General features: G+C 63.6%; 21 protein-coding genes. 14 read left to right on the forward strand and 7 right to left on the reverse strand.

All coding sequences use genetic code 11. The features are described from left to right. Positions 1-2 precede the first annotated feature (2 nt). Together NKI38_RS01470 and NKI38_RS01475 are read left to right on the forward strand one after the other, a co-directional pair. Positions 3-1,397, forward strand: coding sequence for a pyruvate dehydrogenase complex dihydrolipoamide acetyltransferase (locus NKI38_RS01470; RefSeq protein WP_352654169.1), 1,395 nt, complete (start codon positions 3-5; stop codon positions 1,395-1,397). A 111-nt stretch (positions 1,398-1,508) separates the two neighbouring features. Beyond that, on the forward strand, positions 1,509-1,877 hold the full coding sequence (locus tag NKI38_RS01475) for a hypothetical protein (RefSeq protein WP_352654171.1): 369 nt from the start codon (positions 1,509-1,511) through the stop codon (positions 1,875-1,877). 13 nt (positions 1,878-1,890) lie between these two features. On the opposite strand, the gene NKI38_RS01480 is transcribed toward NKI38_RS01475, so the two are convergent. Beyond that, on the reverse strand, positions 1,891-2,862 hold the full coding sequence (locus NKI38_RS01480) for a sugar-binding transcriptional regulator (RefSeq protein ID WP_352654173.1): 972 nt from the start codon (positions 2,860-2,862) through the stop codon (positions 1,891-1,893). A 261-nt stretch (positions 2,863-3,123) separates the two neighbouring features. Here NKI38_RS01480 and NKI38_RS01485 point away from each other — a divergent pair, with 261 nt between their 5' ends. The 6 genes from NKI38_RS01485 (at position 3,124) to NKI38_RS01510 (ending at position 10,188) form a co-directional block, all read left to right on the forward strand. Beyond that, positions 3,124-4,110, forward strand: a complete 987-nt coding sequence (locus NKI38_RS01485; protein WP_352654175.1) for an ABC transporter substrate-binding protein — start codon at positions 3,124-3,126, stop codon at positions 4,108-4,110. Between the two features lie 73 nt (positions 4,111-4,183). Continuing rightward, positions 4,184-5,887 carry an ABC transporter permease gene (locus NKI38_RS01490; protein WP_352654177.1) on the forward strand — a complete coding sequence of 568 codons (1,704 nt, stop codon included), beginning with the start codon at positions 4,184-4,186 and terminating at the stop codon, positions 5,885-5,887. Next, positions 5,875-6,954 carry an ABC transporter ATP-binding protein gene (locus NKI38_RS01495; RefSeq protein WP_352654179.1) on the forward strand — a complete coding sequence of 360 codons (1,080 nt, stop codon included), beginning with the start codon at positions 5,875-5,877 and terminating at the stop codon, positions 6,952-6,954. Before NKI38_RS01490 ends, NKI38_RS01495 begins: the two co-directional genes overlap by 13 nt. Beyond that, positions 6,954-8,120 carry an MBL fold metallo-hydrolase gene (locus tag NKI38_RS01500; protein ID WP_352654225.1) on the forward strand — a complete coding sequence of 389 codons (1,167 nt, stop codon included), beginning with the start codon at positions 6,954-6,956 and terminating at the stop codon, positions 8,118-8,120. Before NKI38_RS01495 ends, NKI38_RS01500 begins: the two co-directional genes overlap by 1 nt. After that, entirely contained in the window at positions 8,117-8,872 is a 756-nt protein-coding gene (locus tag NKI38_RS01505; protein ID WP_352654181.1) for a 5'/3'-nucleotidase SurE, read from the forward strand. Before NKI38_RS01500 ends, NKI38_RS01505 begins: the two co-directional genes overlap by 4 nt. 158 nt (positions 8,873-9,030) lie before the next feature. Further along, positions 9,031-10,188: a DUF930 domain-containing protein gene (locus tag NKI38_RS01510; protein WP_352654182.1), complete on the forward strand. Its 1,158-nt coding sequence runs from the start codon at positions 9,031-9,033 to the stop codon at positions 10,186-10,188. Here NKI38_RS01510 and NKI38_RS01515 read toward each other — a convergent pair. Both NKI38_RS01515 and NKI38_RS01520 read right to left on the reverse strand, forming a co-directional pair. Then, positions 10,185-10,859, reverse strand: a complete 675-nt coding sequence (locus NKI38_RS01515; protein WP_352654184.1) for an HAD family hydrolase — start codon at positions 10,857-10,859, stop codon at positions 10,185-10,187. The genes NKI38_RS01510 and NKI38_RS01515 overlap by 4 nt on opposite strands. Positions 10,860-10,951: 92 nt before the next feature. Further along, positions 10,952-11,593: a hypothetical protein gene (locus NKI38_RS01520; RefSeq protein ID WP_352654185.1), complete on the reverse strand. Its 642-nt coding sequence runs from the start codon at positions 11,591-11,593 to the stop codon at positions 10,952-10,954. 196 nt (positions 11,594-11,789) lie between these two features. Here NKI38_RS01520 and NKI38_RS01525 point away from each other — a divergent pair, with 196 nt between their 5' ends. The 5 genes from NKI38_RS01525 (at position 11,790) to ptsP (ending at position 16,602) form a co-directional block, all read left to right on the forward strand. Further along, positions 11,790-12,227: a transcriptional regulator GutM gene (locus NKI38_RS01525; protein WP_352654187.1), complete on the forward strand. Its 438-nt coding sequence runs from the start codon at positions 11,790-11,792 to the stop codon at positions 12,225-12,227. A 60-nt stretch (positions 12,228-12,287) separates the two neighbouring features. After that, positions 12,288-13,049: a PTS glucitol/sorbitol transporter subunit IIC gene (gene srlA / locus NKI38_RS01530; protein WP_013529328.1), complete on the forward strand. Its 762-nt coding sequence runs from the start codon at positions 12,288-12,290 to the stop codon at positions 13,047-13,049. 17 nt (positions 13,050-13,066) lie between these two features. Beyond that, on the forward strand, positions 13,067-14,071 hold the full coding sequence (srlE, locus tag NKI38_RS01535; protein WP_023757335.1) for a PTS glucitol/sorbitol transporter subunit IIB: 1,005 nt from the start codon (positions 13,067-13,069) through the stop codon (positions 14,069-14,071). Between the two features lie 108 nt (positions 14,072-14,179). After that, the gene (locus tag NKI38_RS01540) at positions 14,180-14,560 is read left to right on the forward strand and encodes a PTS glucitol/sorbitol transporter subunit IIA (protein ID WP_352635758.1); all 381 of its coding nucleotides are present in this window, start codon (positions 14,180-14,182) and stop codon (positions 14,558-14,560) included. Positions 14,561-14,616: 56 nt separating this feature from the next. Further along, the gene (gene ptsP / locus NKI38_RS01545) at positions 14,617-16,602 is read left to right on the forward strand and encodes a phosphoenolpyruvate--protein phosphotransferase (RefSeq protein ID WP_352654189.1); all 1,986 of its coding nucleotides are present in this window, start codon (positions 14,617-14,619) and stop codon (positions 16,600-16,602) included. 15 nt (positions 16,603-16,617) lie between these two features. Here the strand turns inward: ptsP and NKI38_RS01550 are convergent, their stop codons facing one another. Then, positions 16,618-17,418, reverse strand: coding sequence for a hypothetical protein (locus NKI38_RS01550; RefSeq protein WP_352654190.1), 801 nt, complete (start codon positions 17,416-17,418; stop codon positions 16,618-16,620). A gap of 157 nt (positions 17,419-17,575) precedes the next feature. Between NKI38_RS01550 and NKI38_RS01555 the strand changes: the two genes are divergently transcribed. Beyond that, on the forward strand, positions 17,576-18,586 hold the full coding sequence (locus NKI38_RS01555; RefSeq protein ID WP_352635753.1) for a sugar-binding transcriptional regulator: 1,011 nt from the start codon (positions 17,576-17,578) through the stop codon (positions 18,584-18,586). On the opposite strand, the gene NKI38_RS01560 is transcribed toward NKI38_RS01555, so the two are convergent. From NKI38_RS01560 to NKI38_RS01570, 3 genes are all read right to left on the reverse strand, one after another. Beyond that, positions 18,573-19,424, reverse strand: coding sequence for a TIGR01459 family HAD-type hydrolase (locus NKI38_RS01560; RefSeq protein WP_352654192.1), 852 nt, complete (start codon positions 19,422-19,424; stop codon positions 18,573-18,575). The two genes, NKI38_RS01555 and NKI38_RS01560, sit on opposite strands and share 14 nt — an antisense overlap. After that, positions 19,421-20,695: an FGGY-family carbohydrate kinase gene (locus tag NKI38_RS01565; protein WP_352654194.1), complete on the reverse strand. Its 1,275-nt coding sequence runs from the start codon at positions 20,693-20,695 to the stop codon at positions 19,421-19,423. Before NKI38_RS01565 ends, NKI38_RS01560 begins: the two co-directional genes overlap by 4 nt. 77 nt (positions 20,696-20,772) lie before the next feature. Next, the gene (locus NKI38_RS01570) at positions 20,773-21,816 is read right to left on the reverse strand and encodes a class II aldolase/adducin family protein (protein ID WP_352654195.1); all 1,044 of its coding nucleotides are present in this window, start codon (positions 21,814-21,816) and stop codon (positions 20,773-20,775) included. Between the last annotated feature and the right edge of the window lie 57 nt (positions 21,817-21,873).

Here is a 21,873-nt window from a genome sequence, read left to right on the forward strand (position 1 = left end):
AAATGCCGACCGAAGTCATTCTTCCCAAGGTCGACATGGACATGGCGACAGGACAGATCTCGCGCTGGTTTGCCGAGGAAGGTGCGCACGTCAAGAAGGGTGACGTGCTGTTCGAGATCGAGACCGACAAGGCGGCGATGGAAATCGACGCGCCTGCCAGCGGCGTGCTGCGCGATGTCACCGGCAAGGAGGGTGTCGACATTGCGGTCGGCGCGGCTGTTGCCTGGATTTATGCCGAGGATGAAAGCTATGCGCCAATCTCCCCCCCCGAGGGGGAGATGTCGAGGAAGTCGACAGAGGGGGGTGCCTCAGGAGGCACCGCCCTTGAGCCGCGTCCGGTCGAACCGACCCCACCCGACCGGCCTTTGGCCGGCCACCCTCCCCTCGAGAGGGAGGGGAGAACCCGCGCAACACCTTTGGCACGAAGACTGGCTCGGGAAGCGGGTATTGCGCTCTCCAATGTGTCAGGCACAGGTCCATACGGCCGCGTCATGAAGGCCGACATCGACGCGGCACTTTCCTCCCCCCTCGAGGGGGAGGTGTCCGCGAAGCGGACGGAGGGGGTCCTCTCAGAAGGCACCTCCTTTGCGCCGAGCCCCGTCGAACCGACCCCACCCGACCGGCCTGCGGCCGGCCACCCTCCCCTCAAGGGGGAGGGGGACGTTCTGCGGCTCTTCGAAGAAGGCTCCTACGATCTGGTCCCACATGACAACATGCGCAAGACCATCGCGCGGCGTCTGGTCGAGGCCAAGACCACCATCCCGCATTTCTACCTGACGCTCGATTGCGAACTCGATGCACTGCTTGCGCTGCGCACGCAGATCAATGCGGCAGCCTCGGTGAAGAAAACCGACAAGGGCGACGCCCCCGCCTACAAGCTGTCGGTCAACGACATGGTGATCAAGGCGATGGCGATGGCCTTGAAGGCGGTGCCGGATGCCAATGCGTCGTGGACCGAAAGTGCCATGGTCAAGCACAAGCATGCCGATGTCGGCGTTGCGGTGTCGATCCCGGGTGGCCTGATCACGCCGATCATTCGGCATGCGGACGAGAAGACGCTGTCCACCATTTCCAACGAGATGAAGGATCTGGCCAGCCGCGCGCGCAGCCGCAAGCTGAAGCCGGAAGAGTATCAGGGCGGTACCACGGCGGTGTCCAACCTCGGCATGTTCGGCATCAAGGATTTTGCCGCCGTCATCAACCCGCCGCATGCGACGATCCTGGCCGTTGGTGCGGGCGAGGAGCGGGCGGTGGTCAAGAACGGCGAGATCAAAATCGCCACCGTGATGTCGGTGACACTGTCGACCGACCATCGTGCCGTCGACGGCGCGCTGGGTGCCGAACTGCTGGTCGCCTTCAAGCGGCTGATCGAGAATCCGATGGGTTTGCTCGTGTAGGCTCTGTCGGGAGCCGGCGCGAAATGATGCCCTGGCATACATCAGAAACGACTTGTCAGGCGCCAACCCTTGACCCATGTTCTAGCTGGATTGCGCTCAAGGGAGGCCAACATGCCTGCATTCGACCCATTGGACGTGAAAGCCTTGTTCGGCAAGGTCATGGGTGCGTCGCCGTCCGACATCAAGCTGGTGGCGCAGCGCCTGCATGATCACGCCTTCGAGCCGCGCATGTCGGCGGAGGAGACGAAGCAGCTTGTCGTCGGCCTCGGCTATGACAGCCTCGATGCGTTCTGCGCCGACATCGGCCTTCCCCTGCATATCGCCGAACGCTGGAGCCGTTTTGGCGTTTCCGGCGAGATGAAGCAGGTGTTCACGCTGCTGGCGGCCCAGCGCAAGCGGGTGGCCGAGGCGATCGCCGAGTTCGAGTCCATGACCCATGTCGGCGTCGAGGATTTTTTGCGCGAGCGCGGGCTTATTTAAACCGAAAGCCGGCTCAGCCGCCCTTCGCCAACAGCGCCGTGGCTGTATCGCTGTCGGTGATCAGCACATTGGTGCTGACGGCTTTCAGCGCGGCGAGGATCGCCGGAACCTTGCGCTTGCCGCCCGCGGCCAGCACCACGTTCGGCACCTGGCCGACCACATCGAGATCGATAGCCATGACCCGTCCGTTGACCTCGTGATCGACCAACGCGCCATTGGCGTCGACGAAATAACACAGCATGTTGGCGACCGCGCCCTTCGCTTTTAGCGGAGCGATCAGCGATGACGGCACGATACCATGCCGGAAGATGGTGGCATCGGGCGACATGTCGCCGACGGTGAGCAACGCGATGTCGGCGGCCGCCGCGCGTTGGCGCACCTCCTGCAGGGTCGGCTGTGCCCACAGCAGATCGCGAAGCGAGGAATTGTCGACCGTCACCGGCGCGGTGATCTGGTAGTTGTCGACCTCGAAGACATCGGCGACCTTGGCGGCGACGATGGATGGATTGATCCATTGCGAGTGCGGCAGGCTGCCGACGAGCGCCACCACGGAGGCGCGCTTCAGTTGCCGGCGGGCGAGGAAGCCGAGGCTGGCATGCAGCGTCGCGCCCCCTCCGATCGCCAGCGTCATGCCGTCCTGCATCTGCTCGCCGAGATAGGTCGCGATGGCATGGCCGATCGCCTTTTCCAGATGCTCATGCGCCGAAGGCGTCGGGATGACGACGGCGGCGTTGAGGCCCCAGCGTTTTTCCAGGTCCCGTTCGAGCGCCACCTGGCCGGCGGTCGGCGCGTTGATCATGGTGACGACAATGCCTTCGGCGGTACAGGCGGCAAGCGTGCGCATGACCTTCACCCTGGAGACATCGAGCTTTTCCGCGATCTGCTCCTGCGTAAAGCCTTCGACATAGTAGAGCCAGGCCGTCTTGACGCTGAGATCGGACGAGACCATCGGCAGGCGAGCCGGTCCGGGTTTTTCCGTGGGCATCGGTTGCTGTCCCTCATGAGCCGTGGCCTGACCGGATGCCTCTTCGAGGAAGCGCCGGCCGGATGTCAACTGGTGCCGGACCTCCGGCGCGTCGATTGTCGCACAATGCTGTTCATTTGTAATTGACATTGTACATATGAACATATTTTGTGGCTTTCACGCGCTGTGTCATCCACCAGTCATATGCGCCGTGCAGGGAGGAAGAGACGGGGAACTGGCCAGGGGCCGGACCGGTCATGCACAGACAAGACAGGAGGTCTCATGAAGACGCACTTCATCAAGCTGCTGGCCAGCCAGTTGGCGCTCGCGGCAACTTTGTTTGCCGGCGTGGCAAACGCCGAAACTCTGACGCTCTACACATCCCAACCGGAGGCCGACGCGGCCAAGACCGTGGATGCCTTCAAGAAGGCGCAGCCTGGTATCGACGTGACCATCTATCGTTCGGGAACGAGCGACATCCTGACCAAGATGGCGGCCGAGTTCGCCGCCGGCAGCCCGCAGCCCGATGTGCTTCTGATCGCCGACGCGGTCAGCATGGAGCTGTTGAAGAAAGACGACCGGCTGCTGCCTTATCCCGAGGCCAAACTCGATGGCATCGAGCCGGGTGCCTATGACGCCGACAAGACCTATTTCGGCAGCAAGCTGATCACCACCGGCATCGTCTACAACACCGCGGCCGCCGAAAAGCCGGAGCATTGGGCCGACCTCGCCAAGCCGGCCTATGCCGATGGGCTGGTCATGCCGAGCCCGCTCTATTCGGGTGCGGCCGCCTACCTGCTTTCGGGCTTCGTCGGCGACAGCAATTATGGCTGGGATTTCTTCCAGAAGCTGAAGACCAACAACACCGTCAGCGTGCGCGGCAATGGTGCGGTGCTGAAGTCGGTGGCATCAGGCGAGAAGCCCTATGGCATCCTGGTCGACTTCATGGCGATGAACGCCAAGAAGAAGGGCTCGCCGGTCGAGTTCGTGTTCCCCAGCGAAGGCGTGCCGGCGGTGACCGAGCCGGTCGCGATCATGAAGACCGCCAGGAATGTCGACGGCGCCAAGAAGTTCGTCGACTTCATTCTTTCCGATGACGGCCAAAAGCTGGCGCTGTCGATGGGCTATCTGCCGGCGCGCGCCTCGGTCGGCCGCCCCGAATGGCTGCCGGAAGGCGTCAAGATCAAAGTGATGCCGTTCGACACCAAGGCAATCGTCACCAAGACCGACGCCGACAAGGCGAAGTTCTCGGAACTGTTCGGCGGCTAAGCCGGCAATCCCGTCGGCATGCCGACGGGCGAAACCCGAGCGCATCGGCTGATCGATCCCAGGAAAAGCAATCATGTCAACACGGATCAGGGAAAGCCGGGGCCAGGAAATGGTCCTGACGGCGGCGGTGGCCGTCGTCATCGTCCTGCTCTCCCTGCTGCCGATGCTGCGTCTCATCAAGGAGATCGTGGCACCAGGCGGCGCGCTGTCGGCCGCAGCGATCAAGGCCGGGCTTGCCAGTCCGGTGACCTGGATCGCGACCTGGCACACGCTGGTCGTCGGCATTGGTGGCACCTTGCTTGCGGTGCTGTCGGGAACGCTGGTGGCTGTCCTCATCACACTGACCGATATCCGTGGCCGCGGCGCGCTGGTGCTCTGCTACGTCATGCCCTTGATGATCGCGCCGCAGGTGACGGCACTGGCCTGGCTGCAATTGTTCGGCCCGGCAAGTCCGTTCCTCAAGCTTTTTGGCGCTGCACCCCCGCTCGGCACCAAAAACCCGCTCTATTCCACATCGGGCATCATCCTGCTGCTCGGCGTGCAATACGGCCCGCTGGTCTTCCTGCTGGTGCGCGCCGGCCTGCGCAAGCTGCCGCGCGAACTGGTCGAAGCGGCGCGGGCGGGGGGCGCCGGCTGGTTCACGGTGCTGGTCACCATCGTGCTGCCGCTGATGACGCCGTCGATCATGGCGGCCGCGGCACTCGCCTTCGTTTCCTGCGTCGGCAACTTCGGTATTCCGGCCTTCCTCGGCATTCCCGCCAACTACCTCGTCCTGCCGACGCTCATCTACCAGAAGCTGGCCGGCGGCGGCCCGGCGGTGCTGGGCGAAACCGCATTCCTGTCGGTGCTGATCGGTATCATCGCCATGGCGGGTATTCTTGCCCAGGAGGTCATGAGCCGTCGCCGTGATTATCGCATCAGCTCCACATCGCTGGTGGCCGAGCCCTATGAACTCGGCCGCTGGCGGCCGGCCGTCCAGGCCGGCATGTGGCTGCTGATCGTGGCGGTGCTGTTCCTGCCGCTGTTCGGGCTGGTGCTGACGTCGCTGGTGCCGGGCTACGGCATCGCGCTTACCGCCAAGACGGCAACCTTCGACAATTATCGCTTCGTGCTGTTCGAGCATGATGCGGCCAGCCGCGCCTTCTTCAACAGCTTCTGGCTGTCGATTGCCGCCGCTTTCTTCGCGGTCCTGGTCGCCGTGCCGATCGGCTATTTGATCGCTTGGGGCAAGCAGCGCTGGGTGCGGCTGCTCAATTTGTCGATCGAACTGCCCTATGCCTTGCCCGGTGTGGTGCTGGCGATCGCCTCGTTGCTGCTGTTCCTGCGGCCGATCCCGCTGACCGGCATCCAGCTCTACAACACCGTCTGGATCATCCTCTATGCCTACCTCGCCCGCTTCCTGGTGCTGGCGTTGCGGCCAACCATCAGCGGCTATCACCAGATCGACCGGGCGCTGGAGGAGGCAGCGCAAGTGGCGGGCGCCGGGCTGTTCACACGCATGCGCACGATCATCTTTCCCTTGGTCGCACCGGCGGCGATCGCCGGCGGCCTGCTGATCTTCATGACGGCGCTGAGCGAACTTACCGTGTCGGCGCTGCTGTGGTCTTCGGGTTCGGAAACGATCGGCGTGGTGATGTTTTCCTTCGAGCAGGGCGGCGATTCCAACTACGCGGCGGCGATGTCGGTCATCACGGTGGCGGTCACCTTCGTGCTGATGCTGGTGACCAATCTGCTTGCCCCCTACCTTCCGACCGGAGTGCTGCCATGGCGCGATTGAGCCTGGACAATGTGACCAAGAGCTTCGCCAATTTCGACGCCGTCAAGGACGTGTCGATCGATGTTGGTGACGGCGAGTTCCTGGCGGTGCTCGGGCCCTCCGGCTGCGGCAAGACGACGTTGCTGCGGCTGGTGGCCGGATTCGAGAAGGTGACCTCTGGCGAGATCCGCATCGGCAGCGAGGTCGTGTCGGACAAGGGCGGCAGTGTCGCGCCGGAGAAGCGGCGGGTCGGCATCGTCTTCCAGAACTATGCGCTCTGGCCGCACATGACGGTGAGCGAGAACATCGGCTATTCGCTGAAGGTTGCGAAGCTCGATAAGGCGGTCGCGCGCCAGAAGGTCGAAGACGCGCTGGCCCTGGTCAATCTTCAAGGGCTGGGTGATCGCCGGCCGGCCAATCTGTCCGGCGGCCAACGCCAGCGCGTGGCGCTTGCACGCTGCCTTGTCGCCGCGCCCTCGCTGGTGCTGTTCGATGAGCCGCTCGCCAATCTGGACGTCCATCTGAGGGCCTCGATGGAGGACGAGTTCTCGTCCTTCCACAAGCGCACCGGTACGACCATCGTCTACATCACCCACGATCAGGCCGAGGCGATGGCGCTGGCCGACAGGATCGCGGTGATGGACGGCGGGCGCCTCGCCCAGTTGGCGACGCCGCGCGAGCTTTATCATGAGCCGGCAAATGAAATGGTGGCGTCCTTCATTTCGCAAGGCATTTTGCTGCCCGTCGAAGTGCTGAGCGCGGAGCAGGCAGGCCACTGCAAGGTCCGGGTTCTCGGCGCTGAACTGGTTGTGCGCTGCCGGCCTGGCGAGCGGCCGAGGGCCGGGGCAAAGATCTGCTGCCGGTCAGCCGATCTCGACGTGTCGCCAGACGGCCCAGGCTTCGATGGGCTCGTCAAGAGGGTAATCTACCAGGGCGGCGCGGCACGCATCGAATTCACGCCTTCGACCGACCCCAGCCTCACCCTGCATTTCGAACAGCCCGATCCAGTCATGCTGGAGAGCGGAGCCCAGGCGCGTCTGCGGATACGATCCGGCTGGCTGATCCCAGCAGCGGGGGCGGCATCGTGATGATGCTCGACCTGCTCGGCGGCTTCGGCGAAAAAGGCCGCACCAGTCTTGCTGTCAGCAGCGGCAACGATCGCATCCTGCTCGATGTCGGCATCAAGGTTGGCGCACTGGGGGCGGAATATTATCCGGCACTGAACGGGTCGATCGCCGACATCGATGCGCTGTTCGTCTCACATGCGCATGAGGATCATGTCGGTGCACTGAGCTGGCTGTTGTCGCGCGGCTATGCCGGCCCGATTTTCATGACGGCAGAGACCCGCAACGAGGCTCCTGCGACACTTGCCGGCTATGCTGATCCCGAGGATTTCAGGCAGTTCCCCTTTCCTGAAGACCGCATCGAATTGTTCGAGCCGGGCGATACGCTGGAGAGCGGCAATTTCTCCATCCGGACCGGACGGTCGGGGCATGTCGTGGGCGGCGTCTGGTTTGCCGTCGACGATGGCGAGAGCCGGGTTGCCTATTCGGCCGACGTGGTGCCGGACAGCAACGTGTTCGTCATGGACACGATCCCGCACTGCGACCTGCTTGTCCTCGATGCGTCCTATGGCGCCGATCCGGTGCCGGGGGCAGCACGGGCGCAAGCCATTTCGGACTGGATCGCGAAGCATCCGCAAGGGTGCCTCTTGCCGACACCGCTTTCGGGGCGGTCGCTGGAGCTGATCGCGGCCTTGCCGGGACCGTTTGCCATCCACGCCGGCATGCGTTCGTCCCTGGAAGCGCAGATCGGCGCCACGGCAGCCTTGTTGCCGGGTGTTTCAGAGTTTCTGCGACGCCGCTTGCAGGAAGCAGCCGACTGGACCGATGCCGATCCCCTGCCGTCAATGCCGTTGCTTGCTGATGACGGCATGGGTGAGGCCGGCCCATCGTCACGGCTGCTGCCGCGCGCGAGCGAGACCGGGCTTCCAGTACTGCTCACCGGGCATCTGCCTTCAGGTTCACCAGGCGATCTGTTGCACAAAGCCGGCCGGGCGGACTGGGTGCGCATGCCCACCCATCCGACGCTGTCAGGCAATATCGATATCTGGGAGAGGGCCGGGCGTCCTGTGGCGCTCGGCCACTCCTGCGCCGTCGAACTTCTCGGCGGTCTCAAAATCCATATCCCATCGCTGCGCACACAATACCGCACCGGCCAGCGCATCACGGTACCGGAGGCCAGAAGACGATGAGAATTCTGATCTGCAACGACGACGGCATCGAGGCGCCGGGGCTTGCCCGTCTCGTCAAGGCCGCAAGCGCGTTGAGCGACGATGTCTGGGTGGTCGCACCCGACGGCAAGCGCACCGCCGCCGGTTCGTCCTTGACGATCGCCAGGCCCTTGACGATGCGGCGCACAAAGCCAGGCTGGTATTCCTGTTCCGGCACGCCAGCCGATTGCGTGGTGAGCGCGATGACGTGGCTGTTTGCCGATGCGCGGAGACCGGACCTGGTGCTGGCGGGCGTCAATGACGGCCGCAACGTCGCCGAAGATCTCGCCTATTCCGGCACACTTGGCATTGCGCGCGAGGCGACCTTCTGGAGCGTGCCGGCCGTTGGTTTTTCGCGTGTGAAGAATCCTGATTTCACCGATGCCGACGACCGGTGGCTGGGGGAGCTTATCGCCTCGTTGTGGCAATCGCGCGCCGACTGGGCGACGGAGGGGCATTGGTTAAGCATCAACCTGCCGACCGCGCTGCCGGCCGAAATCCACCAGCCGCGCATCGGCCGCGACAAGATCGCCCGCAAGGCCGAGATCGTGGAGAGCGATGGTGATCGCACCGTCATCACTGTCCCGCGCGGGCGCGCTCATGCGAGTGAGCCGGGCGACGAGAACGAGGTGATCGATGCCGGCTTCGTCAGCATCAACCGGCTGAACTGGTTTGGCGAAACCCGGCTGGATGAGCGGTTTCTGGATGGGATTCAGCGCCAGCGGCAAAGCTAGCTGATTTCAGGTCTGGATCGTCGAGCTGCTTGAACCGCGCCAGCATTTTGGTGACGCTGGCCCGTGCGACCGCAGATCACCAAGCTGTCACCGGTCAAATTGCGTCAATCCCGTGCTTATGCTTGAAGCCGCCTTTATTTCATTCCACATCGGGCACAATGAACGGCAAGATACGAGAATGGTTTCGCAATTGGCGATGGGCCTTAGCCGCATCGCTGATCCTGCATGCCTTGATCTCAGCGTTCTTGTTCTTTGGCCTGCCGAGATCCGAGCAGCAGCCGGATCAGCAGGAGCAGCCCGTCAATGTCGCGATCGTGCCGCCGCCCGAGAAGCCTAAGCCGAAACCTGCTCCAAAGCCGCCGGAGCCGACACCTGAAAAGAAGGCTGAAAAGCCGCCTGAACAAAAACCGCCGAAACCGTCAGACGACCAGGTTTTGAAGCGCGTTTTCCAATACGGCCAGAAAGATACCGGGCCGGAGAAATCGCTCGACGGAAGCAGCGCTAAACCCAACACGCCGTCGCCGGCCAAGGATGAGGCGGCGAAGCCGCCTGAAGCACCGACGCCCGCGCCGACCCAGCCCGCCTCGGCTGCAACGCCACAACAGAAGGCAGAACCCAGCAAGCCCGATGAGAAGCCGGCCACCGCCGCGCCGGGCGCCAAACCTGCGCAAAACGAGGAGAAGCAGGAGACCGAGGACACTGACAAACAGCAGCCGGACAATCAGAGGCTCGCACCGCAACCCGCCGAAAAGCAAGCGGTCGTGACGCCAAAACCATTGGCGGCTGAGACCGATGGTAAGCCGGCGCCTCCGGCCTCAACTGGAAAGGCAAAGCCCAAACCTGCCAAGACAATGGCGTTTAAACCCGCAAGAGCCTTCAAAGCGCCGATCGGGAATGCCGGAAGGTCAAATCCCACCAACAACGACGTTGCAGGATCGCCGATCTATTCCGGCCTCCCGGGCGTCAGAAAGCTTTACTCGCAGGGGGCAACCGGCAACGCGTTCGCCACAAGCTCGATGGAGAATGTGCCGCGCGGTCAGCGCGTGGCCACCCTTTGCGGCAATGTTCTGAGCCGGGAACTGCAAAGTGCCGACTATCCGGTCAAATGGGTGCCAACCATTAGGCTGGACAAAGGCAATGTTCTCAATCCTACTCAGGCCGCCTTTAGCACCAGAAATACCTGGTATAATCTAACCTTCCGGTGTGAGGTCGATCCCGATGCGACGAGGGTCCGATCCTTCAACTTCAGTGTGGGGTCATTGGTCCCTCCTGGCGAATGGGCCAGCCGTGGATTCGCTAAGTATCCGCTAAATTAGGCAGGCATGCCGAGCCCGGCCAATTGCCGGCTAACTTCTTGCCAATCACCGCAGACGAAATCGGCGCCCGCCGCCGTCAGTCGCGCGCCGTGCTCGGCATAGGTGTGACCGCCACCGGTATAGCCGATCGCCGTCATGCCGGCCGCGACCGCACCCTGGATGCCGAATGGCGAATCCTCGATGACGATGCAATCAGCCGGGTTGGCGCCCATCTTGTCGGCGGCGAAGAGGAAGATGTCCGGTGCGGGCTTGCCGTTCTTGACCATCGAGGAACTGTAGATCGCATCGCCGAAAAACCTTGCCAGCCCGGTAACGGCAAGGCTGTGGTTTATGCGCTCGACGGAGGATGACGAGGCGACACAGCGGTCGCCGGCAAGCGTCCGCAGAAACGCGGTGATCCCGGGTGTCGGCTTCAACTCTTCGGAAAACAGCACTTTGGTCTCGGCCCAGATGTCGCCGTCGGACGCTGCCGGAAACTGGTGCCCGGTCAATTCCTTGATCTTGGCGATGATGTCGGACTGCTTCATGCCGATGCACTGGGCGATGATGCCGGTGTTTACGCCGGGCATGCCATGCTTTTCATAGACGCGCTCGTAGGCCCGTGCGGCCAGCGGCTCGCTGTCGACGAGAACGCCGTCGCAATCGAAAATGATAGGCCTTGATCGCGCCACGCGCTTCCCTTTCGAGTTAATTTCGCACATCGCTATCGGCAAAAAATCAAATGTTCAATAGCGCGGGTGTTTTGGGCCACAAGCCGGCGGGCTCAAAGCCGACGCAGCGCATCGCTCGCACGGGAAGTCCCGAGCGCCCGTTGCATGGCTTGCCGGGACTGTGCGCGATCCGGCGTGATCCAGTTCGGTTCGGCGCCGAGGAAGCGATCGAGGAAGGCCACCGCATAGGCCGGCATCTCGGTCACGTTCTCGCGATAGGACCACCAGGTGCGCAGGTCGTCGGCGCATTTGTCGATGCTGGGTGCCGTGCCGAATTCCTGCTCGTGGATCGCCGAAATCACCGAGACGCAGTAGTTGGTATAGAGGAAACCCTCCGGCCAGAAGCGAACGATTTCCAGCGTGCCGGCATTCGTTTCCGTCTCGATCAGCTGGGTGAGGCCGGAGATTTCCTTGGCCGGCGCCTGCTTTATCAGTTCGCGCAGCACGAGGCCGGCGGCAAAGACGATGAAGTCGGCGCGGTCGATCGCGGCGAAGCGCTTCTGCGCCTCCATGATTTCGACCCAGTCGAGAAAGGCCCTGGTGAGCTTGGCCTCATCGATCTCAAAGCGCACGCCAAACGTGTCCGAGACCACCTTGGCGCTGCCGCGGAAGGTAGCGCGGAACCAGCGCAATTGCCGCAACCGATGGCGAAGGTCGGGCATCAGGGCCAGTTCGTCCCTAAAGGGCAGATCCATATTCCGCGTATCCTGTTTCCCGGTCACGGTAGCACAATGGCGCCGCCGCCGAAATCGGTTGACGGCCCCTGTGGATGACAATGGTCAATGCCAATATCATACATATTGACATTCTCGGAAACAAATGTTCTCACTTTGCTGTTGTCACGCGTCGGTCCAAGGTGCGGTTCAACTGAGGCTTCGGGAGGAGAACCGAATGGCAATTTGGCAGTGGGGACTGCTTCTGCTGGTTATCGTGTGGGCGCTGCAGTCGCTCGGCGTCTGGCTGCAGATGCGGCACTATTCGGACGTCTTCAGGGGCGTCACCGACCAATACAAGGATGGCTTCGTCGGAGCCGGCAATTTTCGCGGTCGATTGGCCAAGGGCACTATCGCGCTCGTCGTGGTGACACCCGATATGGTCGTGCGCCGCCTGATGGTGATGAGCGGCCGTTCCGTGTTCACCAAATTCAAAAGACATGAAGAGTTCGAGGGCGTTCCCCTCGATCGACTCCGGTCCAACCCTGCAATCATGGGGGAGGGGGAACCCGGTGTGGCCGAGGCCGTGAAACGGGCGATCGAACAGATCGACAAAACACGGTCGGAGCCGGGAAAGAAGCCGGGTCTGTCCGGCTTGAACGTAGCAAGGGTCTAGAGGACGAGAGGACGCCGCGCACCGACTGGGATCAACCGGCGGGCGGCATAAGGAGGAGAAATGTCTGTATTTTCGTTGTTGGCGCAACATGCCGATATGGCCGTGCACAATCTGCATGTCGCAGGTGCCATGGTCTCGGATGCTGCATTGCATGGCAAGCTCGCCGTCGAGCATGCCTCTGACCATCTCGTTGTCCTTGCGCAAGCGGACAGCGGACCGATCACTGTCGATCAGTTCAAGGAAAAGCTAAAGGACGTCCAGCAGGAAGAGCAGCTCGGCTGGCTGACCGCCATCGGCAAGTACTTCATCGGCATCTTCCAGAAGGGCGGCGAGGTGTTCGCCGGCTTCGTCACCGGCATCATTCCGACGCTGGTGGTGCTGATGACGGCCTTCTACGCCGTCACCGAACTGGTCGGCGAAGAGCGTGTGCATGGCCTGGCGCGCGGCGCCGGCCGGATCGCACTGACCCGCTACACGCTGTTGCCGCTGCTGGCGGTGTTCTTCCTCACCAATCCGATGGCCTACACGTTCGGATCGTTCCTGGAAGAGAAGCATAAGCCGGCCTTCTATGACGCCGCCGTGTCCTATGTGCACCCGCCGCTCGGCCTGTTCCCGCACATCAATCCCGGTGAATATTTCGTCTGGGGCGGCATTCTCGTCGCGCTGCTGGAGCTGGAGAAGAAGGGCGTCGTCGTCGCCGGCTACCACGTCAAGGTGGCGATCTGGTACGCCATCGTCGGCCTCGTCGTCATCCTGCTCAAGGGCATGCTGACCGAACGCATCACCGCCATCATGGCACGCCGTCAGGGCGTCGAGCTGTAAGGGCGGGGGAGGACATCATGGACAAGATATACAAAGCCGTACAGATCTCCCAGGGCAAAACCGGCTGGGGTGGCCCACTGGTCATCGAGCCGACCGCACAACGAAGCAAGGTTGTTTCGGTGACCGGCGGAGGTATTCACCCCGTGGCACAGCTCATCGCCGATATGACCGGTGCCGAAGCCGTCGACGGCTTCAGGGCGCCGCCGATCGAAAGCGAGATGGCGGTGGTCGTCGTCGACTGCGGCGGCACCGCACGATGCGGCGTCTATCCGCGCAAGCGCATCCCGACCGTCAACCTGACGCCGGTCGGTCAATCCGGGCCGCTGGCCCAGTTCATCACCGAAGACATCTACGTTTCGGGCGTAAAGCCGGCCAACATCAAAATGGCGGACGGATCCGAAACGGTCACCACTGCAGGGGGAGCAGCAGCGATGGGTTCGAGCAATAGCAATGCCACTGCGGTACCACAGCCGTTGCCAAGCGAGGGTGGGCTGATCGGCCTCATCAGCTCGATCGGCCGCGTCATGGGGCGTATCGTCGGTATCTTCTTCAATGCCGGGCGCCGCACCATCGATCAGGTCATCCGCAACGTGCTGCCGTTCATGGCCTTCGTGACCATGCTCATCGGTCTGATCCTGTACACCGGCATCGGCGATGTGCTGGCACAGCCGATGGGGCCGCTGGCCAACAACATCGTCGGCCTGCTGATCATCTCGGCGATCTGCGGCTTGCCGTTCCTGTCGCCCATCCTCGGGCCAGGCGCTGTCATCGCGCAGGTCATCGGCGTTGCCATCATCGGCCCGCAGATCGCCAACGGCACGATTTCGCCGGCGATGGCACTGCCGGCGCTGTTTGCCTACAATACCCAGGTGGGCTGCGACTTCGTCCCAGTCGGTCTGGCGCTCGGTGAAGCCAAACCGAAGACGATCGAGATCGGTGTTCCGGCGGTGCTGATCAGCCGCCAGATCATGGGACCGGTCTCGGTGCTGATCGCCTGGGTCGTCAGCCTGATCGTGTTCTGAAGCAATTCCAGGAAAAGTGTGAAACGGTTTTCCGTCCGGAATTGCGTCAAAACAAAGAAATAGAGCGGTTCACCGCTCTAGGGACTATTGGAAAATGAGGTTCGCCATATGACGGTTCTTCTGAGAACACGGGTCACCGCCATCGGACCCGAAGTGGCGGACCTCGCCGAAGCGGGCGTGGTCATCCTGTTTGCGGATGGCTCGCCGCCGGAGCTTGCCGAGGTTTCGGTGCTCCATCAGACCGAGCAGGGACCGAGTGACGGAGCGCCCGCCAAGGGCGCTTCGATCACCCTCGGCCCGGTTTCAGCGGTTATAACCGCGGTCGGCTCCAGCGCCTGGAGCAAGGTGCTCGAAATGGGCCATGTCGTCATCTCGTTCAACGGTGCCGACGAGGCCGAGAGGCCGGGCGAGATCTGCGCATCGCCAGTCGATACGCAAGCGCTCGTGGCCGCCCTGAAGACGGGCGCGATCATCACCATCGCCGCCTGACAGCATTCGCGCCGCGGTCTATGTTGGGAGCGGCGCCCAAAACCAGAGTATTTGCCATGGAACGCTCGACCATCGTCAGAGTGCATGAAGGTTTGCACGCCCGTCCCGCGACGCGGTTCGTCAAGCTCGCCAAGGGTTTCGAATCCGATGTCGAGCTGGTCAAGGATGGCAAGGCGGTCAGCGCCAAGAGTTCGGTCAAGCTGATGCTGCTGGCGGTCAAGGAGAATCAGGAAGTCACTGTGCGGGCTAATGGCGCCGACGCCATCGAGGCGATCGAGGCGCTGATCGGTTATCTCGAGAATCCCAAGGCGGGCTTGGATGATGAAGCCGAGTCGCAGAGCCCGGCGAATGCGGCCGGGCAGGACATGGCACCCGCGCCGGTGCCCGAATCCGCGTCGGCGGCACCTGGTCGAGCAAACGGCCTGCGCGGTGTAGCCGCAAGCGAAGGCTTCGCTATCGGCCCGGCCTTTGCGCATTTCCCGCCTGATATCGCGGGGCAGGGCCGTATGTTGCAAGCCGAGGAGATCGCCGGTGAGATCGACAGGTTCCGCGCTGCTGTCGCCGCCGTCCAGGCGCGCATGGACGATGCATTGGCGCAGGACAGCCTGTCGGCCGGAGACCGCGGCATCGTCGCCGCGCTCAGGGACATTGCCGCCGACGACAGCCTGACCGGCGAGGCCGAAGGCCTGATCAAAGGCGGCAACGATGCGGTCTCGGCCGTCATCACCGCCGCATCCACCATCGCCGCCGATTTCAGCGCCGTTGACGATCACTACCTCAACGCGCGGGCGGATGACGTTCACGCGGTCGGCCGGCAGATCTGCCTGGTGCTGCTTGGGCAAGACGATGTCACCCTCGAGAACATCCCTCAGGGATCTATCCTGATTGCCGACGACATCGGCGCCTGGGATCTGGCGCGCGCGCCGCTGAAGCGCATCGGCGGCGTGGTCTGCGGTCATGGCGGCGCCACCTCGCACATCGCCATCATTGCCCGCTCGCACGGCATTCCGGCGGTGCTCGGCCTCGGCGACCAGGTCAACGCCTTGCGCACCGCGCGAGAAGTCGCGCTCGACGGCAACGCCGGCCATGTGATCATCGATCCCGACGAGGCGACCCACGCTGACTTCGACGGCCGCGTCGAAGCGGCGGCGAAGGAGCGCGCCGGGCTGACCGTCTTCAAGACGGTGACGCCGAAGCTCGCCGACGGCAGGATCATCGAGGTCGCGGCCAATATCGGTTCGCTTGAGGAAATCGAGGCAGCACTAGAGGCTGGCGCCATGGGCGTCGGCCTGTTCCGTACCGAGCTTCTGTTCATGCGCCATATGCATCTGCCGTCGGAAGACATGCAGGCGGAAACTTATGCGGCGCTGGCCAAGGCCTTTGCACCGTACCCGGTCATCGTGCGCACGCTCGATATCGGTGGCGACAAGCCGATCGCCGGCATCGAATTTCCCGATGAGGAAAACCCCTTCCTCGGCTGGCGCGGTATCCGCATGTGCCTCGACCGGCCCGATATCTTCAAACGTCAACTGCGGGCGCTGCTGCGGGCGGCCGTGCACGGCAACATCAAGGTGATGCTGCCGATGGTCTCCGACATATCAGAGGTTAGGCAGACGCGGGTTCTGGTCGCCGAATGTGCCGCCGAACTGAAAGCCGAAGGGGTGCCGCATGCGACGTTCGATCTCGGCGTGATGATCGAGACCCCGGCCGCCGTGCTGATCGCCCCGGCTTTGGCCAAGGAGGTGGCTTTCTTCTCGATCGGCACCAATGATCTCACCCAGTATATCATGGCCGCCGACCGGCTGAACCCGACAGTGGCAAAGCTCAACGACGTCACCAATCCGGCCGTCATGTCGGCGATCGAAATGACGGCAAAAGCAGGCGTTGCCGCCGGCATCATGGTCGGCATGTGCGGTGAGGCGGCTGGCCGCCCTGACCTTATTGCGACGTTCGTGAAGATGGGGCTGACCGAGCTTTCGATGAGCCCGGCCTCGATCCAGCGCGCCAAGAAGACGATTATGGCGATGGCGGCGGAAGGCTAGCCGAAGTCTCGATAATTACGGCAAATGGGCAAGCAAGGTGGCGAAAACCGGTGTCAGCTCAGCGATCGGGCTCGCCTTGGCGCAGGCCTGAATGATGCGGTCGTGACGGATATCGGCTGCCAGGATCGCGATCTCCAGCATATCCGGTTCCGGCGAACCGTCCCTGCCGGTGGTTGCCAGGCCGCAGGCCAAGGCGAGCGGCGCCAGGCAGCTTATGTCGAGCGCTTGGCCGCCCACCGCCGGCGTTTCAGGCGCGGTCTCGGCAAAGCGAATGGGACGCTGGTTAAGGCACTCGACCAGCAACGCCGAACAAATGGCCGCGATCGCCTGCAGTCCGGCACCCGGCGCACCCAATGCGGCCAAAAGGTCGCCATGCCGCTTGCGCATCGTGGCATGGACGGCCGCAAAATCGGCTTCGTGGATCCGGGCATTGTCGATGTTCAGACCGGCAAGCACCGCCTTGGTCAAATAATACATATCGCGCCGGAACAGGCGCTCCGCGCTCAGCTGGCGATCCTCGTTGCCGACCGGGAAATAGGTGCCGAGGCCCTTTACGGTGGTGCCGTCCACCGTTATCGGGCGCTCATGCGGGACGAAGGATTCAGCGATCGACAGCGCTTCGTCGACGGCACTCGCCGCGTGGCTGAGTAGGCCCTCGATGCCCTTGCCTGGAAAGGGCGGCAAATGGCTGGTTGCTTCGCGCAGGATACTGGCGTCGCCGCTGCCGTCATGGCGGCTCTGGCGGATCGCGTCGCGGACCTCCCGCAGCCGGTCCTTCAGGTTGACGCGGACATCTTCGGAGATTTGTCGGAGCATCGCGGATTGCCTCGAAATTGCTGCGGATGGCGCCAACAGGGGGTGGCCATCACCTCTACATTGTTCCTATCGATTGGTAGATCAATAGGCGATACTAGACCAGCATGCAGAATCGGCGACGGCGCGCTCGTCCATCGCCGCAGGGGGAGAGACAGGCGTGGGCAGGCGACGACAGGGCGAAAGCGAAAACGGCCGGGGCGAGGCAACCGAGCAGGTCGCCAGCGAAAGCCGGACGGATCGCCTGAGGATTCGCGCCGCCTGGATGTATTTCGTCGAGCAGATGACGCAGAACGAAATCGCCGATGTGCTCGGCGTCGGCCGCGTCACCATCGTGCGCATGCTGGCGGACGCCCGCGCGCGCAACGAGGTCAAGATCAGCATCGAGAGCGAATTGTCGGAAATCGTGCGGCTTGAACGCGCGCTGGAAAAGACGTTCGGGCTGCAGCAGGCGCTGGTGGCGCCGCTTTCCACGCCCGACGCCGATCCGCTACCGGCAATCAGCGCCAAGACCGGCAGTTTCGTGTCAGATACGATGAAATCCGGCATGCGTGTCGGCGTCGGCTGGGGCCGAACGCTGTTTTCCAGCCTGCCCTTCATCAGCGCCAAGTCGCTCACCGACTTCAAGGTCATTTCGCTGCTTGGCGGCGTCGGCGTCGTGCGGCGCTACAACCCGGCGGAGTTCGCCTGGCGCTTCGCCCAAATCTTCCAGGGCGACGGCTATCTGATCCCGACGCCGGCCGTCGTCGACAGCGTCGAGACCAAGATCGCGCTGGTCGAGCGCTGTGGCCTGCAGGAGGTTTTTGAGATGGCCAACGTGCTCGATGCCGTTCTGCTGAGCGTCGGCGGCATTGCTTCGGCCACCACCTTTTCACGCGGCGGCTTTCTCAAGGAAGCGGATCGGGAGGCCCTGCTTGCGCGTGGCGCCGTTGGCGACCTTCTGTTCCATTTCTTCGACCGCAATGGCGATCTGGTCGACCATCCCGTCAACAGCCACGTGATGTCGGTGGATGTCGATCGCCTGCGCAAGGCGCCGATCCGCATCCTCACCTCGGGCGGTGCAGAGAAGACCGAGGCGCTGCTCGGCGCCATGACCCTTATCGCGCCAACGATCCTGATCACCGACGAGGAGAGCGCTCGGCGCATGCTGGAAGCGGTCAGCGGAAGCTGAAGCTATCCGTGATGTAGTCCGGCCAGGCCTGCCGTTCATCGAAAACGGCGTCGAGATTTGATGTGTCCGCCAATATTCCGCTGAGCACCAGTGCCGTGGCGATGCCGACACCGTTACCGCCTGATATATCGTGCTCGACGCTGTCGCCGACGCAGACCACGGTGCCACGGTCCGGCTCGCCGGCCAGCGTCAGGGCCGCGTCGAAAATCGCCTTGTAGGGCTTGCCGATGCGGGTGACGTTGCCGCCACGGCTTTCGTAGAGATCGGCGATCTCGCCGGCGCCGAAGCGGGGTCCGACCGCCGTCAGCATGATCCTGTCGGGATTGGTGCAGAAGCACGGCACCCGCCGCGCCGCTGCCGGGGCAAGCAGCCGGCGATAGTGGTCGAGGTCGTAGCGGTCGCCCTCGCTGGCCGAGATCAGAACCAGTTCGGCGTTGTCGCCTGTCCCGGTCAGCACAAAAGGCAGGCCCTCGATCGCCGAACGGTCGTCGTCGCGGCTGATCAGCAGGCATTTTGTCCCCGGGCGCAGCTTTCCCGATGCCGCCATGTCATTGAAGGATCGCCACGCCACCTCGCCGGAAGAGACGAAATGGTCCCAGCTTCCCGGTTCAAAGCCGAGTTTCATGAGCCGGCTTTCATTGGGTTGGGCCCGCTTGCCGGAATTGGAAATCAGCACCACGGTCTTGCCGGCGCGCTTCAGCGCCGACAGGGCGGCCACTGCGCCCGGATAGGGACGCGTGCCGTCATGCAGAACGCCGAATTGGTCGAGCAGGAACACGTCGTAACGTTCCGCCAGCGGCCCGATGCCGTCCAGACGTTCTACGTTTTTCGTCCTCATAGGAACTCCGCCTCGCTTGCACCCTGCAGCGCCAGCCGCGCCGTGCCGGCGGCGGCCTCGTCGGAAAGCGCGGACAGGAAGTCGACGCCGAGCTTGCGCTGCCGGATCGCCGTCCAGGTCGGGTTTGCCGCCCCGCCTCCAACGCTCCTGACCGATGTCAGTGCGGGCGCACCAAGTTCGGCAAGCCGGTCATAGCCAAGCGCTTCGATCGCGGCGATGCCCTCGAACATCGCCTGGAGATAGTCGGCATCGTCCGCTGGCCGGGGTGTGAGGCGTGGCGGCAGAGCGGGATCGGCGATCGGGAAGCGTTCGCCAGCGGTGCTGAGCGGGTAGTAGTCAAGGCCTGTCTCGGTCGTGGGGTCGATTGCCGCGCTGAGTTCGATGATGCGCGCGAGCGGAAAATGCTGCGCCAGCACCTTGCCGCCGGAATTCGACGCCCCGCCGGCCAGCCAGGTGTTGCCAAGCCGATGGCTGTAGATGCCGAAGCGCGGCGCCGAGATCGGCCGGTCGGACAGGATCTTGATGGTCAGCGAGGACCCCAGCGCGGTGACGCCGTCGCCGATGGCCGCGGCACCGGTGGCCAGGAACGAGGCGCAGCCGTCAGTCGTTCCGGCGACAACGACCACATCGCGCGGCAAGCCGAACTGCTCTGCGGCGGCAGCGGTGAGGGCGCCGGTAACATCGCCCGGTTCGACGACGCGCGGCAGCAACTCCATGCGCATTCCGGCCGCCGCGATCCAATCCGGCCAGCGCCGGGCCTCGACGTCATAGCCTGTCTTCAGCGCATTGTTCTCGTCGCTGATATCGAAGCGGCCGGAGAAGTTTCCGGCGATCCAATCGGCCTGATGCAACATCTTCGCGACGCCGGACAGGCGCTGAAACTGGAGCGCCTTGGCAAGCCCTGATGTTGGGCCATGCGCTGCACTTGCAGCCGGCGCCGCGCGAGCGATCGCGGCCAGGATGTCGTTGTCGGCGACCTTGTCGTTGTACATCAGCGGTTCGGCGAGCGGCCGCCCGGCGGCGTCGACCGGCAGCAGCGTGCCCGACGTGCCGTCGACGGCGATGGCGCGGACCGCTGCGCGGTCGATGCCGGAAAGCAGCTCGATCAGCGCCGCCTCGACCGCTTGCCACCATGCCGCCGGGTCGCGGCCATCACTACTAAATCTGTCGAGCGGAACAGCCGAATGCCCGGCTATGGAGAAATCCGGGCGCATGGCCACGGCGCGCGCACCTGACGTGCCGATGTCGATGCCGATAGCAAGTGGCATCATGGCATCTGTCCTTTGCTCTATGTTCGTTTGAGCATGATCTTTTCCGAAAACCGGTACCCACTTTTCGGGATCATGCTCTAGCCGCCGGCCGCGTTGAGCTTCTGGCGATACTGCTCGGCGTCCCAGTTGACCAGCTCGTCATTCTCGGCGGCGGTGAGATAGTTCAGCCGCGCCGCGACGTCGATGCGCGCCGTTACATCGGCGAGGCAGCGTTGCATGGCGTCGGCGCCGGCACCGGCATCGCCGCGCATCAGTACGCCGGCGCCGGGAAACAGGATCGCCGCCGGCGCCGTGTCCAGCCGCGCGATGACATCAGCGACAGTCTCGCCGGGCCCGGCGACGACGGAGCCCTGGCCGAGGAAAATGACGTGGTCCGGATAGAGGCTGCCGGCCTCCGCCATGCGACGGCTCTCCGGGTCGAGCGCAACCGCATGTGCTTCGACATCGGCCGGCAATCTGTAGCCAGTGTCGCCGGCAAGTGTCGTCAGGGCCGCAATGTCGGGCGCAGCGGTCGCACGCGCCGGCCGGGCCAGCAGGGACCTGACACGGCGCAGCAGAAGCTCCGCCCCGGCGACGGTTTCGGCGGCGACGACCAGCCCGTGATTGGCAAGGATCAGCACGTCGACATCAGGCCGCAGTTTTTCGGCAATGCCGCGGGCAAGTGGCAGGCCCGGCCGGAAATAGGGCACATAGGCCCATTCGATGCCATCGAGCCGCCTGGCGACCTCGGCCTCGCCATCGGCCTGCACGGCAAGCGAGATGGTGTCGACGCAGTGGACATGCAGAACGACGCGCTGCGGCATCAGGGCGTGCACCGTGGTCTCGATCGACGGACGCAGGCCGCGCGGGTTGAGCGCCGCAATGGTGAAGCCCTGCGGCTGGTCGGCGGCACGGTCGCGCTGTTCGACAGCCCTGAGCAGCGGCGCCATCGCCACCGGCACCATGATGTCGTCGGTGAGCGCATCCTTCAGCCAGGTGCCGGAGGCCTTGATCCACAACGTGTCGCCGGCTTTCAGCGAGGTGTTGCCGCCTGCCGCCTGTGTCAGATGCGGGCTCCGCCCGATGCTGGCCGAAAGCGTCCGCAAGGCGGCCAGTTCCTGCGCGTCAGCTTGGGTTGCCATGGCGCTTTTCCTCCAACGGCTCGGCCGTGTCCTGCGCGAAATCCCGTTGCCGGGATC

Source organism: Mesorhizobium sp. M0621 (genome assembly GCF_040320745.1).
Taxonomy (GTDB): Bacteria; Pseudomonadota; Alphaproteobacteria; order Rhizobiales; family Rhizobiaceae; genus Mesorhizobium.

Excerpts from the sequence above, each read along its gene's own strand:
- NKI38_RS01470 (WP_352654169.1), top strand. The coding sequence starts at position 3 with ATGCCGACCGAAGTCATTCTTCCCAAGGTCGACATGGACATGGCGACA.
- NKI38_RS01475 (WP_352654171.1), top strand. The coding sequence starts at position 1,509 with ATGCCTGCATTCGACCCATTGGACGTGAAAGCCTTGTTCGGCAAGGTC.
- NKI38_RS01480 (WP_352654173.1), bottom strand. The coding sequence starts at position 2,862 with ATGCCCACGGAAAAACCCGGACCGGCTCGCCTGCCGATGGTCTCGTCC.
- NKI38_RS01485 (WP_352654175.1), top strand. The coding sequence starts at position 3,124 with ATGAAGACGCACTTCATCAAGCTGCTGGCCAGCCAGTTGGCGCTCGCG.
- NKI38_RS01490 (WP_352654177.1), top strand. The coding sequence starts at position 4,184 with ATGTCAACACGGATCAGGGAAAGCCGGGGCCAGGAAATGGTCCTGACG.
- NKI38_RS01495 (WP_352654179.1), top strand. The coding sequence starts at position 5,875 with ATGGCGCGATTGAGCCTGGACAATGTGACCAAGAGCTTCGCCAATTTC.
- NKI38_RS01500 (WP_352654225.1), top strand. The coding sequence starts at position 6,954 with ATGATGCTCGACCTGCTCGGCGGCTTCGGCGAAAAAGGCCGCACCAGT.
- NKI38_RS01505 (WP_352654181.1), top strand. The coding sequence starts at position 8,117 with ATGAGAATTCTGATCTGCAACGACGACGGCATCGAGGCGCCGGGGCTT.
- NKI38_RS01510 (WP_352654182.1), top strand. The coding sequence starts at position 9,031 with ATGAACGGCAAGATACGAGAATGGTTTCGCAATTGGCGATGGGCCTTA.
- NKI38_RS01520 (WP_352654185.1), bottom strand. The coding sequence starts at position 11,593 with ATGGATCTGCCCTTTAGGGACGAACTGGCCCTGATGCCCGACCTTCGC.
- NKI38_RS01525 (WP_352654187.1), top strand. The coding sequence starts at position 11,790 with ATGGCAATTTGGCAGTGGGGACTGCTTCTGCTGGTTATCGTGTGGGCG.
- srlA (WP_013529328.1), top strand. The coding sequence starts at position 12,288 with ATGTCTGTATTTTCGTTGTTGGCGCAACATGCCGATATGGCCGTGCAC.
- srlE (WP_023757335.1), top strand. The coding sequence starts at position 13,067 with ATGGACAAGATATACAAAGCCGTACAGATCTCCCAGGGCAAAACCGGC.
- NKI38_RS01540 (WP_352635758.1), top strand. The coding sequence starts at position 14,180 with ATGACGGTTCTTCTGAGAACACGGGTCACCGCCATCGGACCCGAAGTG.
- ptsP (WP_352654189.1), top strand. The coding sequence starts at position 14,617 with ATGGAACGCTCGACCATCGTCAGAGTGCATGAAGGTTTGCACGCCCGT.
- NKI38_RS01550 (WP_352654190.1), bottom strand. The coding sequence starts at position 17,418 with ATGCTCCGACAAATCTCCGAAGATGTCCGCGTCAACCTGAAGGACCGG.
- NKI38_RS01560 (WP_352654192.1), bottom strand. The coding sequence starts at position 19,424 with ATGAGGACGAAAAACGTAGAACGTCTGGACGGCATCGGGCCGCTGGCG.
- NKI38_RS01565 (WP_352654194.1), bottom strand. The coding sequence starts at position 20,695 with ATGATGCCACTTGCTATCGGCATCGACATCGGCACGTCAGGTGCGCGC.
- NKI38_RS01570 (WP_352654195.1), bottom strand. The coding sequence starts at position 21,816 with ATGGCAACCCAAGCTGACGCGCAGGAACTGGCCGCCTTGCGGACGCTT.